The organism is Vibrio sp. RE88, assembly GCF_013113835.1.
GTDB lineage: Bacteria > Pseudomonadota > Gammaproteobacteria > Enterobacterales > Vibrionaceae > Vibrio.
Genome location: NZ_VTYQ01000008.1, coordinates 208,026 through 226,312, shown reverse-complemented (window position 1 = coordinate 226,312; position 18,287 = coordinate 208,026). Strand labels below are relative to the sequence as shown.

Sequence of the window (18,287 nt, the reverse complement as noted above, 5' to 3'; positions counted from 1 at the left end):
TAACGCTACAGAACGAACTTAGTCCTTGGGAGTGGCTTCCCGACTCTGTTGGGCGAAGCCCGTTCCCGTATCTCGTTTAACCGTTGGTACTTTCGAAGATCTTGTCAGCAGAAGCTGCAACAAACCCAGGGTAAAGTTCACCGTTACTCATTGGGTAACGCTTAGCAAACTCATAGAAGCCACCAGGAACCATCTCAGTACCTTCAGTGAAGGTCACTGGCACTTTATCCGCCATGGTAGAAGATTGCTCAAGCAGCACCTCTGGCGAGCCTTTCACTTCACCGCCTGATTCATTGATCGTAAAGCCAGCTTCACGCAGGTGGTCATTGACACCTTTCACTTCTTCAAAAGCATCAAGCTGATTCACGCTAACCGTAAAGTGGTTAGCACCGTAGCCGTGTGCCGCTAGCCAAGAAGCGTATTCACTCTCTTTTGCCAGCAACTGATAATCAGCAAAACTCAGATCCCATAGACGCCCACCAGACAAGAACTCATGACCTTTTAGCTTATCGGTGTCCAATTGCTCAACCAACTTGGCAACGATGGCCTGAAGCTCTGGAGAACACTCGTTCACTTTTAGCTCACTGATAAAAACTTTTGGCTGTTTCGGGTCTGGATGCTCAAAGTGCTTCGCCACTAACTTCTTGCTTTCGAACTCGTAATCACCGCACGGCTTATAACCAGCGTCGATAAACGGTTTGGCCAGTGTCTCAATCCCCAAAGGTGCGACATTAAATGTACGCAGCGCAATGTGGTCATTGATCAATGGCTCATTTTCCTGAAGCAGATGGTGAACTTTATCAGCAGAGGGACATAAGCGTTGAATATAGTCATTCCATAACGACTGGAATAAAACTTGTGGCGTCATAACGCCTCCTTGTTTGGGTTTGTCTACGTTAACGGAGTTATATTTATTGTTTATTTAATTTTATAAATGAGGCTATCTGACCAAATTTGTCCAGAAATCTGATCAGATAGCCTTCAACCTGTGACGTTTAAAAACCTCCCTATAAAGGGAGGTGGTAAGGGAAACCCTTAAAATATTTTTATAACTCAACACCCGGGCTCAATGTAGCTGGTAGTAGAGTTTCACCACCTTCCATTGATGCCATTGGGTATGCGCAGTAATCTGCTGCGTAGTAAGCACTTGGGCGTAAGTTACCCGAAGCACCTGGACCACCAAATGGTGCATCACCGCTTGCGCCAGTTAGCTGGCGGTTGCGATTAACGATGCCAGCACGAATGTGGTCAACAAAGTAATCCCACTCGCTGTCGTCAGTTGAAACCAGACCCGCCGACAAGCCAAAGCGCGTATCGTTTGCCAGTTCAACGGCTTTCTCCAGACCTTGGTAACGTACCACTTGCAGTAGTGGCCCAAAGTACTCTTCATCTGGCAGCTCAGCGATTGGCGTCACATCAATGATACCCGGAGAAACGAACGCCGCTTCACCCGCTTTTGCTTCTAGCAAGCTCACACCGCCAAGGCTTTGCAAGTTTGTTTGCGCATTAAGAATAAAGTCAGCCGCTGCTTTAGAAATCTGAGGCCCCATAAATGGCGCAGGTTCAGCAAATGGCTGATCAACACGAATCTTCTGAGTTGCTTGAACAAGCTTGCTGACCAGCTGATCGCCTTTCTCACCAACAGGCACGTACAGGCGACGGGCACAAGTACAACGTTGACCTGCACTGATGAAAGCAGACTGAATAATGGTATACACAGTTGCATCCAGCTCGCCGTAGTTATCAGAGATCACCATCGGGTTGTTGCCGCCCATTTCTAGCGCCAACATTTTACCCGGCTGCCCTGCAAACTGACGGTGCAGGATATGACCAGTGTTTGCACTACCCGTGAACAATACGCCATCAATACCTTTCGAATCTGCCAGAGCAACACCAGTTTCCTTCGCGCCCTGAACAAGGTTGATTACACCTGCTGGTAAGCCTGCTTGTTGCCATAGTTTCATCGCGAACTCGCCGGTGAGTGGCGTTTGCTCTGAAGGCTTAAACACGACCGTGTTACCAGCAAGTAGCGCCGGAACAATGTGGCCATTTGGTAAATGACCAGGGAAGTTATAAGGGCCGAATACCGCCATAACACCCAGAGGGCGGTGACGCAGAACAATCTGGTTGCCCGCCGCTTCACGCGTCGCTTCGCCAGTACGGTCATGGTATGCACGAATAGAAATCGCAATCTTACCAGCCATAGCCGCTGCTTCAGTGCGCGTTTCCCAGATTGGTTTTCCGGTTTCTTTCGCGATAATTTCAGCGATTTGCTCGCTGTTCTCTTTTACTTTCTCAGCAAACGCCAGCACAACAGCTTCACGCTCAGCGTAAGTCAGCTTTTTCCAGCTAAAGAAAGCGTTTCGAGCCGCGCTCACTGCCGATTCAACCTGCGCAGGTGACGCACTGTCGCCCTGCCAGATCACTTCATTGTTGTATGGGCTGATCGAGTTCATCGATTCGCCCTGACCCGCAAGCCACTCGCCTGCAATCCAATGTGTCATGATTCTATTCCTTTCGATTACTGAGCCAGCATGCGAACGTATTCGCCTTCATTCACTTCCAGTGCTTTAGCAACATCAGGTGCCAGAATCACAGATTCAGAGGCCTGGTCATACGCGGCTTTAGCTGCCACGGCACGGAAGTTTTCAAACGACGTGTTTGAGATAAGGTAATCTTGCGAGCTGGTGTGCTCAGCAATGGTGATTTTCGCGCGGAATGAGTGGCGGACCGACTCAATGTTACGCACATCACACTCTACCGACGGGCCGCCATCAAAGATGTCGACGTAGTTACGGCAAGTGAAGCCTTCTTTCTCAAGTAAGCGCAATGCAGGCTTGGTATTTTCATGTACCTGACCAATCACCGCCTGAGCTTCTTTGCTCAGTAAGTTGATATAAATTGGTAGCTTAGGCATTAGGTCGGCGATAAAGCCTTTCTTGCCGATACCCGTCAGGTAATCAGCCATAGTGAAATCAATCGAGAAGAAGTGCTCTTGCAGCCATTGCCAGAATGGAGAGTTACCTTCTTCATCTGACACGCCACGCATTTCAGCAAATACCGTTTCTGAGAAACGATGCGGGTGTTCCGCCATCATCAAAAAACGACACTTCGACATTAGGCGACCATTCAGTCCGCCACGGAAATTCGGGCGCAAGAACAAGGTACAGATTTCACTACAACCCGTGTAGTTATTGCCAAATGTCAGCAGCTTAACCACATTATTCACCCCCAATTTTGGCGATGAATGAACAATAGTGCTGATGTGGTAAGAATAAAATGGCACATCCCAGCCAATCGAAGCTTCAATGCCTGTACAACCAGCGACTTCGCCAGTCTCACTATCGAAACCGACCATCAGATAACCTTCGTCACCGGGTTCAGTTACTTCGTTTTTGGCAAAGCTGTACTCAGAATGAGTAATACGATTGGTCAACAGTTCTTCGTTAACCGGAAGAGATGTGAATCCGTGACCCGATTCAACCGCACAGGTGTGCAGCGCATCGTAGTCCGACATTGCTATAGGGCGAACAACCAGCATCGATACTCCCTCCAGATGCAGGATACCAATGCTATCGGTCATCTATTTGTTGTCGCTGGCTAAAATCGCTAATCACTACGTTGTAGCTTGAAGTTAGGCCCGCTAGCTTGCTGCAAGCTACGCCTTGTTCTAAGCAATTTTTCCTGCGCAACTACTCAAACATATGACCGATAGCACTGGTATTGGGAGAACTGTTGCAATACAGCTCTCCCAGTTTGTTTATTTATTATTTAACTAGAGTGGCAAGTGCTTTATCTAGTTTTGCTAATCCTTCTGCGATTTCTTCTTTGGTGATAACCAGTGAAGGCGTAAAGCGAACTACATTCGCGCCTGCCACTAACACCATCAGACCTTCTTTACCTGCTGCAACTAGTACGTCACGCGCACGGCCTTGCCATTCATCATTCAGAGCGGCACCAAGTAGAAGACCTTTACCACGTACTTCAGCGAACATGTTGTACTTATCATTAAGTTTAGCTAAACCGTCACGGAACAGCGCTTCACGCTCTGCAACGCCAGCCAGAGTTTCTGGTGCGCTTACGATGTCGACGACCGCTTCTGCAACCGCACATGCAAGTGGGTTACCACCGTACGTTGAACCATGAGTGCCCACTTTCAGGTGCTTAGATAGTTCAGTTGTGGTTAGCATGGCACCGATAGGGAAACCGCCGCCAAGCGATTTTGCGGTGCTTAGGATATCTGGTGTGACACCCAGACCTTGGTAAGCGTAGAAGTTACCCGTACGGCCGTTACCTGTCTGAACTTCATCAAAGATAAGCAGTGCATTGTGCTTGTCACACAGTTCGCGAACCGTTTGAACAAATTCATCTGTTGGAGAGATGATACCGCCTTCACCCTGAAGAGGTTCCATCATGATGGCACAAGTACGGTCAGAGATGTGTGCACGTAGCGCTTCCACATCGTTGTACGGCAGGTGAGTGACATCACCAGGTTTAGGACCAAAACCATCAGAGTAAGCCGCTTGACCACCAACCGTTACCGTAAAGAAAGTTCGGCCGTGGAAGCCTTGTTTGAAAGCGATGATTTCAGATTTCTCAGGGCCAAACTGGTCAGCTGCGTAACGACGCGCCAGTTTTAGCGCCGCTTCGTTTGCTTCTGCGCCTGAGTTAGCGAAGAACACCTTTTCTGCAAAGCTCACGTCTGTCAGCTTCTTCGCTAGGCGAAGTGCAGGTTCGTTTGTCATGACATTACTTAGATGCCACAGTTTCTGGCCTTGCTCAGTCAGAGCATTAACCATTGCAGGGTGACAATGACCCAAACAGCTCACGGCGATACCACCAGCAAAGTCGATGTACTCTTTGCCTTCCTGATCCCAAACACGAGCACCTTCGCCCTTGACTGGAACCATTTCCATTGGGTTATAACAAGGTACCATCACCTCATCAAACAAACCGCGTTCTACTTTATTTTCGACTGTCATTGCACATTCCCTCTCGATACCGCATGCCAGGTAATTTTTGCATCCTTGCTTTCATTAAACGAAAGCACATATTGTTTTGCATTTAAGCAATTGCGGCATTGTATTTACATTTAATTAACCATTTCAATAGTGAATTATTCTTTTTACTTCACTGCTGAAAGTCTGTTCTGCATTAGCTTTGAGTATTTATGCATTAAGCCACTGCTTTTATGAAGCAATATATTCTTATAACAAAGATAAGCTGTAGTTAAGCATAGTAATAACAAGGGCGGAGAGTTAGGCAGGACAACGCCTGCGAATAGTTTTTCACATAATATCCGCACGCAAGAATATGAAAGAAATGTTAAAAAAAGTGATCCCAGTCAGGATTTATTGAGGCAATAAAAGAGGATTAACGACGTAAAAAGTTGGCAAGTAGCTCATGCCCTTGCTCAGTTTTGATCGATTCTGGGTGAAATTGCACCGCATCAATAGGCAAGGTTTTGTGCTGATAGCCCATGATTTCATCCATCGAACCATCTTCGAGCTCCGTCCAAGCAGTGAGCTCAAAACACTCTGGCAGTGTACCGTTTTGTACCACCAGCGAATGATAGCGCGTTACTGTGAGAGGGTTATTCAAACCAGAAAAAACGCTGCGGCCATTGTGTCGAATTGGGGATGTTTTCCCGTGCATCACCTGACGAGCACGCACCACTTCACCACCAAACACCTGAGCAATTGCCTGATGGCCTAAGCACACACCAAGTATCGGCAGTTTACCAGCAAAGTGTTCGATCACCTCTAGGGTGATCCCCGCTTCATTAGGTGTACACGGCCCCGGAGAGATCACCAAATGGCTCGGTTTCATCGCTTCAATCGCCGCAATGTCTGTTTCATCGTTACGCACAACTTTTACCTCTGCACCCAACTCGCAAAAGTATTGGTACAGGTTGTAAGTAAAGGAATCGTAGTTATCGATGATTAACAGCATGGGTCTGGATTGGTGTTGATAAAATTGCTTGTCAGGGGCGGTATTGTGCAATACCAAGACGGAAAGGCAAGCAATAACTCTGCAAACGATAAAAATAACGCCAGCATAAGTTGGCGTTATGGGTTTACAGTCATATGGGCTAGCGCTCTATTTGAATGTAAGCAGCGTTCTGACAATCGTCCCCAGCATAGATATGGACCGTTACTTTGGCGCCCATAGAAAATGCGGTTCGACGTATCGTTGTTATTTCTCTACGATACCTACGTAAACAGGACCTGGTGCACTTCCGTAATGAGGAAGGTTGCTACAAGTATATTGATCACCACTGTAATAAGTTGCAATACTCTTACCAGTTGATTGCGCTGTCAGTAATACGCTTAACATCCCTTGACATGCTTCAGGGCTGACCCCTTTCCAATGTTTCTCAATATTACACATCACGGTATAATCATTCCGGTATGCGGTATACACATTAATACTGCCGTCAGCATATTGGAGAATATTTTTCACTGTACCGATGCAACCAATATTTGCTATTGAAGGTGTACTAAATAGAATTGCTGTCAGTAGGAGTATTTTTTTCATCAGTATTTCCTGTATTAAAAGTGATTATCTCAGTGAACCGCGGCAATATTGGACTTGCACGGTGTTCGTCCCACAGCCGCTTTCAACAACGCAAGCCACCGCCTTACATACACCCCACCCCAAAGTACGTCTACATAAAGGTGGGAGTAGCCATATTCAGTCGAAAATAACGAGATAAACACCGATGTCACTTAAGTCATTGAGTTCAGTTAGGGTTATCTAAGAGGTGGAGGATTACCTAAGGTGATATAGTTAGCCACACACCAGTCCCCTGTAAAACGTACAGAGTCATCATAAGCTACAGCTACAGGCTTACCCGCCATAAAAGCTCCCAAAATCATAGAGTAAGCGGCGGAATCCTTTGAAACAAAGAGCACCGTCCCGCCCCAAGTGGGGCAGCCTCCTGCTTCTGCGACTCCTTGTAACGTGAACCAAAATGCAGGCGGTCTCCACATAGGCAGAACATCTCCATCGTGAGTTCGAACATACTCTATTTGACCACTAACAAACTTAATATTAGCCAGAGCAGTATTGGGAACCAAAGCAGTAATCAAAAATACACAGGCGGTGATCTTTTTTAGCCAAAGAAACATTTTATAATCCTTGTAAGTGTTTATTTTCAGCGTTATTACTACTGTGTAGGCTGTTGAATAATGTAGGTAAGTTTAAAGTGATTGCTATCAGTACAGCTTCCTAAAGCAACTACAGAACGATTTAGAGCCTGAGAGGAAAGCATAAGGCTTAATAGGCCATCAGCAGCAGGAACTTCATGCTTGTAAAAGAATATATAATCAGCATTTGGGCAACCTGGTGCCCCCCATCCTTTTTCTGTGCTGAAATAATAAGTGCCACTAGCGCTCATTTGAATGCCATCAATAGTTCTAGGCTGAGTTTTCTCTTCTGCAAAAACAAATGGGGTAATGAACAAAGCACTTAATATAAATAATTTTTTCATAACAAACCTATAGATTTCCCAATCAATAATAATCAGTTTAACGAAGTTATTTGGCTCATTATTTACAGCGGTCCACTGCAATACTCAACCCATACTCGGTCATCTCCGCAGCCACTCTTGACAATACATTCGATGGGCTTATTTTCCTTCGACATATGCATCATCCAAGAGTACATGGCGTAAAAATGAGGAGCATCCATATCTAGTCGAAAATATGAGGGCGTTACTCCGCCGCAAGCTCCATGTGAGTTTGTGCCATTAATAAAAAAACGACCATCTGTTCCCATATGAATACCCGTCGGAACTCCCATAGTAATCCAATCACCATCCTTAGCTGCGTCTCGAGAATATGCAGATATAGATAGCACCATTACTATAGCAAGCATAAACCATCGCATTGTTTTCATAATTTATCTCACGTTGATTACTAATAATATAAAAATTTCAATTAGCAGTTAATATCACCAATACACACATATCTAACATCAAAGCTATTAGACCAGGCATTACATGTCGGCGTATACTCGACAGTCACTTCTTCTTTCATCTTAAATGCCGTTAATATTGCTGAAGACATTAAGTAGTAGTTATCTTTACTTTCGTCAAAAACATACCTACCTGTCGTATTACAACCAGATACAATATTATTTTTTAACTTAAAGAAAAACTGCTTCTTATCACTTTCGTTAGATACAATAACTCCGCTAACCGTTCCTACCTGTCTTTCTGCAATTGCATTTGAAGATGCTATTACTAAAAATAAAATTAATATTGCTCTCATTATAAAGTTTTACTCATATTAAATTAATTTATTTTCTATTAACTACAAAATAGTTAGATATTGCAACTTACAATACCCATTATCAGGAAAGAGAATAGAATCATCTAACGTAACCATGACTTTCTTATTTGCCATTTTTGCAGATAACAACATCGTCAGTGCTGTTGCGTTGTTTTCTGGAATTGAAATTGCGTAAGTTCCAGGAGCATAAGGTTTACAGTTAGGCTTTGTATCTGGGTTGACGATTTCAAACCAAGTGTGTTTTCGCCATAATGGAGCGAATGAACTGGAGGCTTCATGATATCGAATTTGGCCAACACCCCCAGTTATATCAAATCGAGCCGCATTGGCTGATGTAGAGAGAATTAACATCACTAAAGCGGTAAAAGCTTTAATATTCATATTTTAACCTAGGCCTCCTTGATAAAACAGAATTTGGTATACGCGTTAATAAATAACCATATAGTCGAGCTGGCAATCGTTGGAGCCTTCAACAATACGGGCAAATACCTGTTTCTCTGATGAATGAGCTGTGAGCAACATGCTGTAAGTGTTTTTAAAGTGAGTGTGAGATTGTTTTAAAATGAAGTAAACACCTTCTCCTAACTTACAATTAAGCTCACTGGGTACGTCTCCTCGCACTTTTCCTGGTGGCGGAAACTTAATGCTTCCATCTCGGTGCAAGTAAATAGAGTCAATTTTTCCCACACAACCACTAGAACGGCACCCTTCGAAAGGCGGCGTTCCCGCTAATGAGCCACTGATATTTATGGATAAAGAAAAAAGTAGAAATAATAGGGTATAAATTCTTTTCATAATGTCACCATTAAAAGCTTATTATTCTAGTCAGTGTCTAAGCCTAAATACTCAAGTTTGCAGGCTGTCGCCCCTTTTGTTGTGCCGTAGTGGCGAACATCGGCCTTAACTTTTCTATCGGCTAACTTAGCTGCTAATGCGAGAGAGAATAACGTCTCGCTCTCTCCATCAATATAAAATGGTGCTAGCCAATTTGACCATGACTGAGGTGACAATTATCACCAACGTTTGTAAACCCCTCAGAGGTTAATCCATGGTGTATTATTTAAACTGCTACCACCCGAATAAGGTTCTACATGAGATTCAAAATCAACAATTTTCTTACCTTCGATCATTGATGAATGAACGAAGGGTAATATAAGTGAAAAATAGAGTCATAAGAGAAAGCTTATATAAATAATCTACATACACAAAAAATCAAAAATCAATCTATTATAAAGCCATTCATATTTTCAACTTTATTTTTTATTTTACTCTTATCTTCAGATTCCAAATAATAGAACTTATCAGTAAAGTCATAACTAGTTTGAATTGCATAGCTATCAACCATAGATACCATTACAAAGTTCTCAGTATTATTGAGGCACCCTTCGATATATTCTTTAAGGTCTTTCCTATCTAGAAAACAAAAATAATCCATAGAATCCAAATCTAGTATAGAGCATTCAGTGTAAAGATCTGTAATGATATTACGCCTAACAATATTGTAACTTTCAATCCTTTTTTTACTAGCCATTTGAATATTTTCAACATAACCATCTCTAGTCAACCACTGACTAAAAACACTTATAAAAGATAAGTTCAGATTTGATTCTAACTCATCTTCTGAAAACCAATCTCTGAAATGAGACATAAACTCTGTAACATTTTCTTCGTGTATTTTCTTAATTCTCATCGACCTCTATCTTCTCCAGAATCAGCCCAAACCGAAGTTTCTCTCTTGCCATTATTTTTCTTGAACGATTTCATGCTAGACCATTTATTGTAAGAAGCTCCTCCATGATTCGCGGGGTTTTTCTCGAATACTTCCCCCGTTACCTTATCAACATGAACTTTCTTTTTAGCTTTCTTTCCATCCAGGGCAACTTTCTTTGTATCGTAAGATTCCGGCGAATTATAAGGAGTTTTAGCAACTGTCTTAACTTTACCTTTAGTTAGACCTGCAACTACAGCACCAAAAGCTATGCCCTTTTTGACAGCATCAGAATACTCAGCTTGCTCTTCCTCGCTGAGCATATCTAGAGCATACTGAGGAGTACCAGTGTTGTATAGACTACCAGCAATATTCAAACCGACTGTATATTCGGGATTAAGGTTGTTAGACCAAGCTTTCATCCCTCCAAACAGTGTATCGTCCAACGAATCCCAGAAACTGGTTGATTCCTCCACCGTAGAGCTGACACCAGCATTATAATTGCTGCTCGGGTCTCTATCTGAACCATAGTCAGGCCTAACTGTCGGTGTTTCAGCTTCTTCAGGTGGAACGTGACCAACAACAACAACAGTGTAGTGCTTATTATTATCACTACCATTATCTCGATCATCTCTACTAGGACGGCTGTCTCGCCAGTTACCTTCTCGGTCCTGATAATTACCTCGACTCGTCCCCTCAACTTCTCTAAACCCAGTAGGGTCTAAGTATTTAAGTGGGTTGTTTCTAACGTAGCTATATCGATTGAAGCGGTTTGTGATAAATGGTGCCTGAATGACAGGGTCTGCACTAGTAAACCTACTAAGTGCATGATCATAAACACGCCCATTCATATGAACTAAACCAACTTCGGTAATTTCTTCATGACCAGTATAACCGCGGTTAGTAATGGCGTTTTGTACCACATCCAACGGCCCGTTATCGGACCACGCTACTTTACGCTGCTTACCCCAAGTATCGTAACTACGGCGCTCTACAACTAAACCGTAGCCATCAGTGATCATATCGACCGAGTTCAGGGCATCGTAATGAAGGTAACGGACTTGTTTGTCCTGCAAGTCATCTTCTACCCCCTTTGTCTGAGTATTGAGCGCAATTAGCTTGCCGTCGGCATAAACAAAGTGCTTGTGTTGAACAACCCCTGTATTGGTATCCTTGACTCGCTCATAGCTCTTACCAAAGTAGAAGGTTTCAATACCGTCGCTGCTCTTCTTCAGGTAACGGTTATGGTTAGCATCATAGAAAAACTCGACGGTTTTACCGTTGCGGGTAATCTTGTTTGGTTTGTTGAATTCCGTCCATTCCAGCTCTCGCTCGTTGGTCGAGTTGCCATCCGCCCAAGCGCGCAACATATTACCGTTATCGTCATATTGGTAATTAAGCCCATTGGCTTTTGTCACGGCGTGTGGCCCTGCCTGCTGGCCGCTGTAGTGGTAGTCTCCAATGTCGGATTTATGTATCAGATTGCCCAGCTTGTCATAACGATAATTAAACGGCCCTGCTAAGTCTGGGTTGTTTACCCCGTGTTGCGTTTTATTCGCCAAGCTGATGGCATTGCTGGTGACGCGATCTAAACTATCGTACGTCCAGGTATCGGTAATGCCTAACTGCTCATCGTATCGATAGGTTACGTTGTTGTGATTATCGTAGCGATACTGAATAAAGCGGATATTACGCCCTTGGCTGGTACTTGAGGAGAGGCGCGGATCAAACAACACATTCGCTTTGTGAGTAGTAATATAACTCGGGCGACCGGTATTGGCATCATGGCTGTAGGTGTTAATCAGGCCATTACCCAGCGTTTCCGACAACGTATGATCGTAAGCATCGGTTTCACGACGTTGCCAATAGTAAAGGTAGGCTGGGTTGTCTAGTGACTCTTCCATTTCTGACTGAGTCAGAATCATATTGAGATGATCAGCTTGGCTAGATTGTTGAGTATTTTCACAATGATTACGAGAAGAGGCTTCTAGCTGATTCCCTCCCAGCTGATTCGCATATTCACAGTTCAAACCACTCAACTCTGCCACTTTTTCTGACAGGTTAATTAACTGGCTTGCAAGGTCGGTGTAGAACTTATAGCGAGTGTTTGCCACCGTTGCTGCTTCAGATAAGTCATCAGCAGCAAACAACAGTTCTTCACGAGTTTCACTATCCGCCTGAGCAATATAGATATCGTTATTGCTCATCAAATCCTTCTGACCATTGCTGTCGTAGTCAGTCAGTAAGAAGTCATGTGAAGCACTCAAGCTTTGCGCATTAAACTCAGAGGTTGGCACCGTATGGACAGTTGCGTTGTAGTTGCGGATTCCCGGTTGAGTAGTGGCTAAGGTAGTCGTTAGGCGATAAATCGCTCCTTCTAGCGTAATATCCAGCGGGATAGAGACATCATCATGAAGCAACACCCAAGTTGCTGGACGTAAATAACATTCGCCTTGGTCGTTACACCACTGTTTATAGCGATAGCCGTCACCCAACAGGGTTTGCGAGGAGGCATCCAGATTGTGCACGTTAACGGTTTTGCTATTGTACTCAGCTGCTTTAGTAGTAAAGAAGCTTTCCTGAGTGGCGTAGCGTTCCGCCTTAGTTAGGTAAACATTGGCTTGTGCTATCGCATCACTCAGCAGCTCACGAATACCTTCACGGAAACTGGCACTGGTAAAGACTTCATCTGCATAATTTCTCGGGCTGCGTACCCCTGCGACGTAGCCATAAGGGTTATAAACATATTCAACTGCTAGGCGATCGTTGCTGTTGGTGCTGCTCAATAACTTGGCCGCATCAGCAAGCGTGGTATCGATGCCGTTTGGTCGAACTTCCCTAGCAACACGCTCGAACTTATCGTAGAAGTAATGGGTACTGAACTTCTCGTCACCAACTTGAACGGTGACTTCTTCAGTAAGACCGGCGGTATTGTAGTAATAGTCCGTTTCACTACCATTACCAACAAAGCCAGACAGGGTGCCAAGCGCGCCGCGTTCATCATAACGCCAAGTAGAAACGTTACTCCCTTCCGTCTGCTTCACTTTTCGGCCAAGATTATCGTACTCAATCGTTGTGACCGTTCCTTTCGCATCGCGCTTATAAATCAGTTCGCCCGCTGCATTGTAGTTGTAACTCCACTGGCCCATATCTGGATCATCCAATGAATTACGATTACCTAAATTGTCATAGCGGATTTGAGTCGCGTTACCCGCGGAATCCGTGCTTGAGCGTAGTTTTCCATCCGGATAATACTGATAAGTCTGATAAGCACCTAATGGCTCGACTTTACGCAGGATATGCCCTGCTACGTTGGTAGTCGTACTGTGTTCAAAGCCTCGAGCATCATTGAGTGTAGTGACATAACCTTCATAACGAGTCGTGTATGTTGCTGCTCCACCATCCGCAGCGGGTTCCTGTTTGGTTAACTCACGGTCAAAAAGGTCATAGGTAAAGACAACCTCAGGCGCTGGTGAGGTTTGACTCAGAAATTGCGGTCGAGTAGTTCTCGTTTTTCTGCCATTGCGGTCCCAATCCGTATCCACAACAACTAGCTTGCCACTAAAACCTGTATGCAGTTTTCTGATCTCTCGACCTGCATAGTCAAAGTGGGTAATAACCTCTCCTCCACTAGCAGGTAAGGTAGATACACAGCTCACCGTCTTAGATACGGAATATCGACACTGCTCTCCCAATGCATAACGAGTGTGGTTCGTGTTATTTAGGCCGGGCAGTGTTTCAGATGTTAATCGACCGTAACTGTCATAGGTATAGCTCGAAGTTCTCCCTTTTAATGCGTCAATCCTCTTAACAAGCAATCCTCTAGCACTTGCTTCTACTGAGGATGTATGGCCTAACGCATTTGAAGTCGAAACTTCAAACAAGCCATCTTCATCATATCTGGTAACTTCTGTTCTCTTCGCGAAACCACTGCCTTCAGTCGTGTATTCAGTAACATTTCCCCAATTATCATGGCTATAAGTATTAACAAATGTTTTCGAACCTACGCTTAGATCACCAGAACCTTCATAATCCGAAGCTGAAATTACATTTCGCTGCAGAAAACCAGATTCACTATAAGAGAAGTCATTCTTTGTAAAACGTGACAATCCAGTAGTAGAGTCAGTTACTGTTTTAGTCAGTCGTTTTAGGGCACCTATCTTCCAAAAATTATCGCCCGTTTCAGTAACTAACTCAGTTCGTGTCAGCTTAGAAGTACTGAACTCCATGTTACCGTCCCCATCCGAATCACCGAATGAGTAACTACCGCACGCTTTGGGATTAGCATTAGAAAACACAGTAGCATTTGTGCTAACTAGTTGGCCCTTGTAAACCGTTAAGCCATCTAAATCAGTGCTAGAAGAGGTTCGTTGATACTTAAAGTAGCTATCGTATCGCTGAAGTACGAGTGGAATATCGACGTCACTATGAATCAAAACGATGTAATCATTAGGCTTAAAGTAAATATCACCATTCGACGCACAATATCGACCCAACCCTGCTTTAAAAGAACTAAGTAGAACATCTAAGTTTTCGATATTACTCACACTGGTAATATCGTAGATATGATGGTTACTATTGATTCCGGTTGAAAGGTACTTAAATTGATTTTGGGTGGTAAACTCACCAGCACCTTCAAACTCACTCGACACAGTACTCGTTTCATCCAACAAGTTACCAAATCGGTCAATAGCTCTCGACGTTGACTCTTGTTTTTCTACCACTTCGCTTGTTAACGAAAAACGTTTTTTGACTACTTGATTAGCGTAAACCTGATAGTACTTCGCATTGTACCCCTGACGCGTGTACTGCTGATAAAAGTACGTCGTCTCAGAAACTTTTTTATTATTTCTATAAACAGAGACAGAGCGGGGCTTTCCAGTAAGAACTAAATCATTCTGATTGAAAGAAGTTTCAGTGCGGGTCGTAATATCTGCTACTTCAGTTTTAATAATCTTCTCAAAGCCTAAAAAACCACCTCCTTTTTGATGAGACTTCGCACCATGATAAACGTAGCTAGTCGTTGTATGACCGTAACCTTTGGGCTGTTTAGTTATTTGGGCAACTAAATATCTTCTAGGTGTTGTATTTCTGATCGGAAATGATTTATGTGCTTTTTGAGTATGAACAATAGTATCAGAGGCTGGCTTATAAATAAGGTCATAGTCAATACCAACAGAAGAAAACTTGGTTATTTTATCTTGCGAATAGGCGGTCGAGTACCGAATATGAGCTTTATCAGCATCCCCTTCCCCTCGGGTAAGGATATCGCTCCATCCATCACCATTTACATCTTGAGAAGAATAAATTTTAGCTCCAACATTCAAAGCTGCGCCAGAGCTGATACTCCCGAATTTGTTCGAGTAAAAGTTGGTACCAAAACCTAACTCAGGATAACCATCATTGTTAATGTCAGTGAATACAATTTCATCTTCATGACTTGGGCGGTGAGAAATTTTTTGTGGGGCAAGGAACGACTTACCATTGAACAAATGTACGTATAAATAATCGGTAGCTGTTTCAGAGCCCATGACTGCATCGAGATAACCGTCATTGTTTATATCAGTAAAAGCTCTAAGTACGCGCCCTCCAGCCGCTGGCAAGGTTTGAAAGGCACCACCAGTGATTTGATATTTATAGCTTCCCCCCTTGACATCGAAATTGTGCTTATCTTCAATGCCATCACTATTAATATCTACTACAGAATAACCTTTCTGGTAACTCGCTATCCCAATACCAGAGAAATCGCCATAGTTGACCCCTGTAGACCCATACTTACAACTATCACCTGAACAAGATGAAAATTGACAATAATAGCCAAATTGTCCGTCACTCTTGATATAAGATCTAGCTGTATTAACACTGCACTGATTGGTCTTTATTGCTGGGGAGTGAGTGCTACCATTAAGGCTGTAGGACTTAACCCAACCTGATGTTGAGCCATTTAAGTCTCTAACCTTAAAAGTGCCATTACTCGATGACTCTACAACACCATAAATTTCACCTCGACCATCACCATTAACATCTATATAGCGAGGTGAACGTAAACCTGTATTTTGGGCTCCACCTAAGGCGCCATTACTGCGACTACTCCAGCTAAAAGTGAGGTCACTGGAACATTGTCCATCAGCGCAGTAGCTCAGTTTCGACAGTAAGCTGCGTGCCGTCCCAGTAGACTGTTGATAGGAAAGATTGTATTCACCTATCTTTCCGTTATTGCGATCATAAGTTTCAACAGATTTCAGCCTCTCTGTTCTTCTCAGTAAGCTACCTCCAAGGTACCTAGAGGTTGAATCCGTTCGCGGTTCATAAATGAACTTTACCTTACCACCAACATATGTTGTTTCGATCAACTTATGAGTACCGGCTGACTGGTCTTCACTGTAAGAAAACTGAATATGATTTTCTTTGCTAATATCCGTGATCTTATTTAACGACCACTTGTAAACATGTGGTTGGCTTGGTAGCTGCACTCTTGAGTCTTCTGTTACACCATACTCATAGATCGAACCATTTTTATACCAAACTTTAAAACTTTGAGGCCCATTTCCAGCACGACCAAAAGATATAATCTTGGCATAGCCATTGGTTTCCACACGATATTCAGTCAGGTCCTCTCCATCACGGCCAGATATCGCAATCAAGCGTTTTCCATCAAGACAGTAGCGATCATCACTATTAAAGTTAATGCCTCCCCAGCGACCGTCTTTGTGAAGGTTTTTGCCACATCGGGAAATCGAAGAAAGACCACCTAGACTCCAACCCATACCGAGCATACCGTTAGGAGAATCACTCTGATACTCAAAGCTTAAGCTAGGTTGAAGAGCTCCTCTCCCGGGTGCTACTGACAATGGTAAAGAATACGTTGCCTGACCGCCTGATGCAGAAAAGTCACCGGATAGCTCAAGGCTTTTCCCAGCTTCTGAGATTAAAGAAAGGGCGGGATGCGAAAAGGCTACCGCCAGTAGTGAAACAACATACACCGCATAGGTATGAGTGAAACGATTCGATTTCATATAAGCCACTGCCGTTTATATTCTTAATTGGATTCCGCTTGTTACTCTGAAAGTTCAGGTCGCGAATTGATTATTGACTGATGGATTGCAGTCTTTTCAGCCTCAGTTGCAGATTCTCAAGCTCTGCGGGGAGCTGATATTGTTCTTGGATATTGCTTTGTGAAAATTCCGCTAGGTCTCCACGAAGGAGCGGAAGTTGCGCTTTCTCCACTTCAACTAGGCCATGAGCAATAGTTTGTTGAAGCTGAATTACTGGTGAAGGGAAATTCGCATCTTCACTCAGTTTTATTTGGGGTAACGATTCGCGGCTGTCATCCAAAGTCGTCACCTCATCAGCGATTGGCTGAGCTATCTGCCCTGAAAACATTGCGTATAAAGCGCCAGCAATGGAAACAAGTGAAACCACTGCGAAGACATAGTATTTTTTAGTCATAATTGATTAAATTTCAGTCTTTAACGCGGTAACTGGATACGCTACCGCCCTTCGCAATCCAACGAATCATATGAGAAATTTATAAAAGAGCACAGATACTAATCAATACTTATATAAGCTCAACTTATTAATTCATAGATATGACATAAATCACAATGCAATCGAGTAAATAGCACTTTGGTTTCAGTTAGTTAAATTAGTAAAAATGAATATAAGACGGGAGATAGTTGGGCTAGGTAAAAACTCAAAGCGCAATAGAAGCTTTGTTTTTATCAAACAGATGCTTTAGGCAGGGAATGGAAGTATCTCAGTTCACACTTATTTTAGTTTTATAAAATTATCACTACACATTGATATGACTTATAAATAGAATCCACTCTTCCTTAAGGTTTGTCCTTAATTTCATATCAACCGAGAACAATAATGAAACTAAAACACATCGCAGTGGCGTGCCTTTCAGCGTTAGCTTTGAGCGCTTGTAAAACGAAAAGCCTAGAAGAACTTCAGCCAACCGCTGATCAAGAAACAATTAATACAGCAAAAGAATATCTTAGTGATATCAAAGACTTAAGAGTCACAGATCACGGTGTGATCTACTACTCGGCGAGCTTACCAGGTAACTCTCGCTGGGCGACTGCCCACATTATCGAGTTAAGCTACCGATACTCTTGTGAAGAATTACGTTGGTATGTCGAACGTGGGATGATTGTAAGAATGCAATTCCGCGGCAATAGCGGTACCACTCGTGATTATGATCTAGCACGTTGTGAGACCGAAGTTCCAACGGACCTATACGAATAAAAAAACCGCCACTGAATGTGGCGGTTTTTACTTGG

The 18,287-nt window shown here is 43.5% G+C and carries 16 protein-coding genes; 1 reads left to right on the top strand and 15 read right to left on the bottom strand.

Annotation, left to right across the window (positions count from 1 at the left end; genetic code table 11):
* Nucleotides 1–76: 76 nt before the first annotated feature.
* From F0265_RS19235 to F0265_RS19165, 15 genes are all read right to left on the bottom strand, one after another.
* Nucleotides 77–868 (bottom strand): DUF1338 domain-containing protein, encoded by a 792-nt coding sequence (locus F0265_RS19235; RefSeq protein WP_045985400.1) that lies wholly within the window; start codon nucleotides 866–868, stop codon nucleotides 77–79.
* A 178-nt stretch (nucleotides 869–1,046) separates the two neighbouring features.
* Nucleotides 1,047–2,504 (bottom strand): succinylglutamate-semialdehyde dehydrogenase, encoded by a 1,458-nt coding sequence (gene astD / locus F0265_RS19230; protein WP_171750060.1) that lies wholly within the window; start codon nucleotides 2,502–2,504, stop codon nucleotides 1,047–1,049.
* Between the two features lie 17 nt (nucleotides 2,505–2,521).
* Entirely contained in the window at nucleotides 2,522–3,541 is a 1,020-nt protein-coding gene (astA, locus tag F0265_RS19225) for an arginine N-succinyltransferase (RefSeq protein WP_006963238.1), read from the bottom strand.
* Between the two features lie 226 nt (nucleotides 3,542–3,767).
* A complete protein-coding gene (locus F0265_RS19220; RefSeq protein WP_171750059.1) occupies nucleotides 3,768–4,982 on the bottom strand; it encodes an aspartate aminotransferase family protein in 1,215 nt (404 codons plus the stop codon).
* A gap of 391 nt (nucleotides 4,983–5,373) precedes the next feature.
* Nucleotides 5,374–5,952, bottom strand: a complete 579-nt coding sequence (locus tag F0265_RS19215) for an aminodeoxychorismate/anthranilate synthase component II (RefSeq protein ID WP_045985403.1) — start codon at nucleotides 5,950–5,952, stop codon at nucleotides 5,374–5,376.
* A 243-nt stretch (nucleotides 5,953–6,195) separates the two neighbouring features.
* Nucleotides 6,196–6,537 (bottom strand): hypothetical protein, encoded by a 342-nt coding sequence (locus tag F0265_RS19210; RefSeq protein ID WP_171750058.1) that lies wholly within the window; start codon nucleotides 6,535–6,537, stop codon nucleotides 6,196–6,198.
* 215 nt (nucleotides 6,538–6,752) lie between these two features.
* Nucleotides 6,753–7,130, bottom strand: coding sequence for a hypothetical protein (locus F0265_RS19205; protein WP_045985405.1), 378 nt, complete (start codon nucleotides 7,128–7,130; stop codon nucleotides 6,753–6,755).
* Nucleotides 7,131–7,168: 38 nt separating this feature from the next.
* Nucleotides 7,169–7,492, bottom strand: a complete 324-nt coding sequence (locus tag F0265_RS19200; RefSeq protein ID WP_171750057.1) for a hypothetical protein — start codon at nucleotides 7,490–7,492, stop codon at nucleotides 7,169–7,171.
* A gap of 62 nt (nucleotides 7,493–7,554) precedes the next feature.
* On the bottom strand, nucleotides 7,555–7,899 hold the full coding sequence (locus tag F0265_RS19195; protein ID WP_171750056.1) for a hypothetical protein: 345 nt from the start codon (nucleotides 7,897–7,899) through the stop codon (nucleotides 7,555–7,557).
* Nucleotides 7,900–7,940: 41 nt separating this feature from the next.
* Nucleotides 7,941–8,273, bottom strand: coding sequence for a hypothetical protein (locus tag F0265_RS19190; protein WP_171750055.1), 333 nt, complete (start codon nucleotides 8,271–8,273; stop codon nucleotides 7,941–7,943).
* 42 nt (nucleotides 8,274–8,315) lie between these two features.
* Nucleotides 8,316–8,675: a hypothetical protein gene (locus F0265_RS19185; protein ID WP_171750054.1), complete on the bottom strand. Its 360-nt coding sequence runs from the start codon at nucleotides 8,673–8,675 to the stop codon at nucleotides 8,316–8,318.
* A gap of 45 nt (nucleotides 8,676–8,720) precedes the next feature.
* Nucleotides 8,721–9,089 (bottom strand): hypothetical protein, encoded by a 369-nt coding sequence (locus tag F0265_RS19180; RefSeq protein ID WP_171750053.1) that lies wholly within the window; start codon nucleotides 9,087–9,089, stop codon nucleotides 8,721–8,723.
* A gap of 424 nt (nucleotides 9,090–9,513) precedes the next feature.
* The gene (locus tag F0265_RS19175) at nucleotides 9,514–9,984 is read right to left on the bottom strand and encodes a hypothetical protein (RefSeq protein WP_171750052.1); all 471 of its coding nucleotides are present in this window, start codon (nucleotides 9,982–9,984) and stop codon (nucleotides 9,514–9,516) included.
* The gene (locus tag F0265_RS19170) at nucleotides 9,981–17,018 is read right to left on the bottom strand and encodes an RHS repeat-associated core domain-containing protein (RefSeq protein ID WP_171750051.1); all 7,038 of its coding nucleotides are present in this window, start codon (nucleotides 17,016–17,018) and stop codon (nucleotides 9,981–9,983) included. Before F0265_RS19170 ends, F0265_RS19175 begins: the two co-directional genes overlap by 4 nt.
* Nucleotides 17,019–17,088: 70 nt before the next feature.
* Entirely contained in the window at nucleotides 17,089–17,451 is a 363-nt protein-coding gene (locus F0265_RS19165; protein ID WP_171750050.1) for a hypothetical protein, read from the bottom strand.
* Between the two features lie 423 nt (nucleotides 17,452–17,874).
* Between F0265_RS19165 and F0265_RS19160 the strand changes: the two genes are divergently transcribed.
* Nucleotides 17,875–18,252 carry a hypothetical protein gene (locus F0265_RS19160; protein ID WP_006963246.1) on the top strand — a complete coding sequence of 126 codons (378 nt, stop codon included), beginning with the start codon at nucleotides 17,875–17,877 and terminating at the stop codon, nucleotides 18,250–18,252.
* The last annotated feature ends 35 nt before the right edge of the window (nucleotides 18,253–18,287 follow it).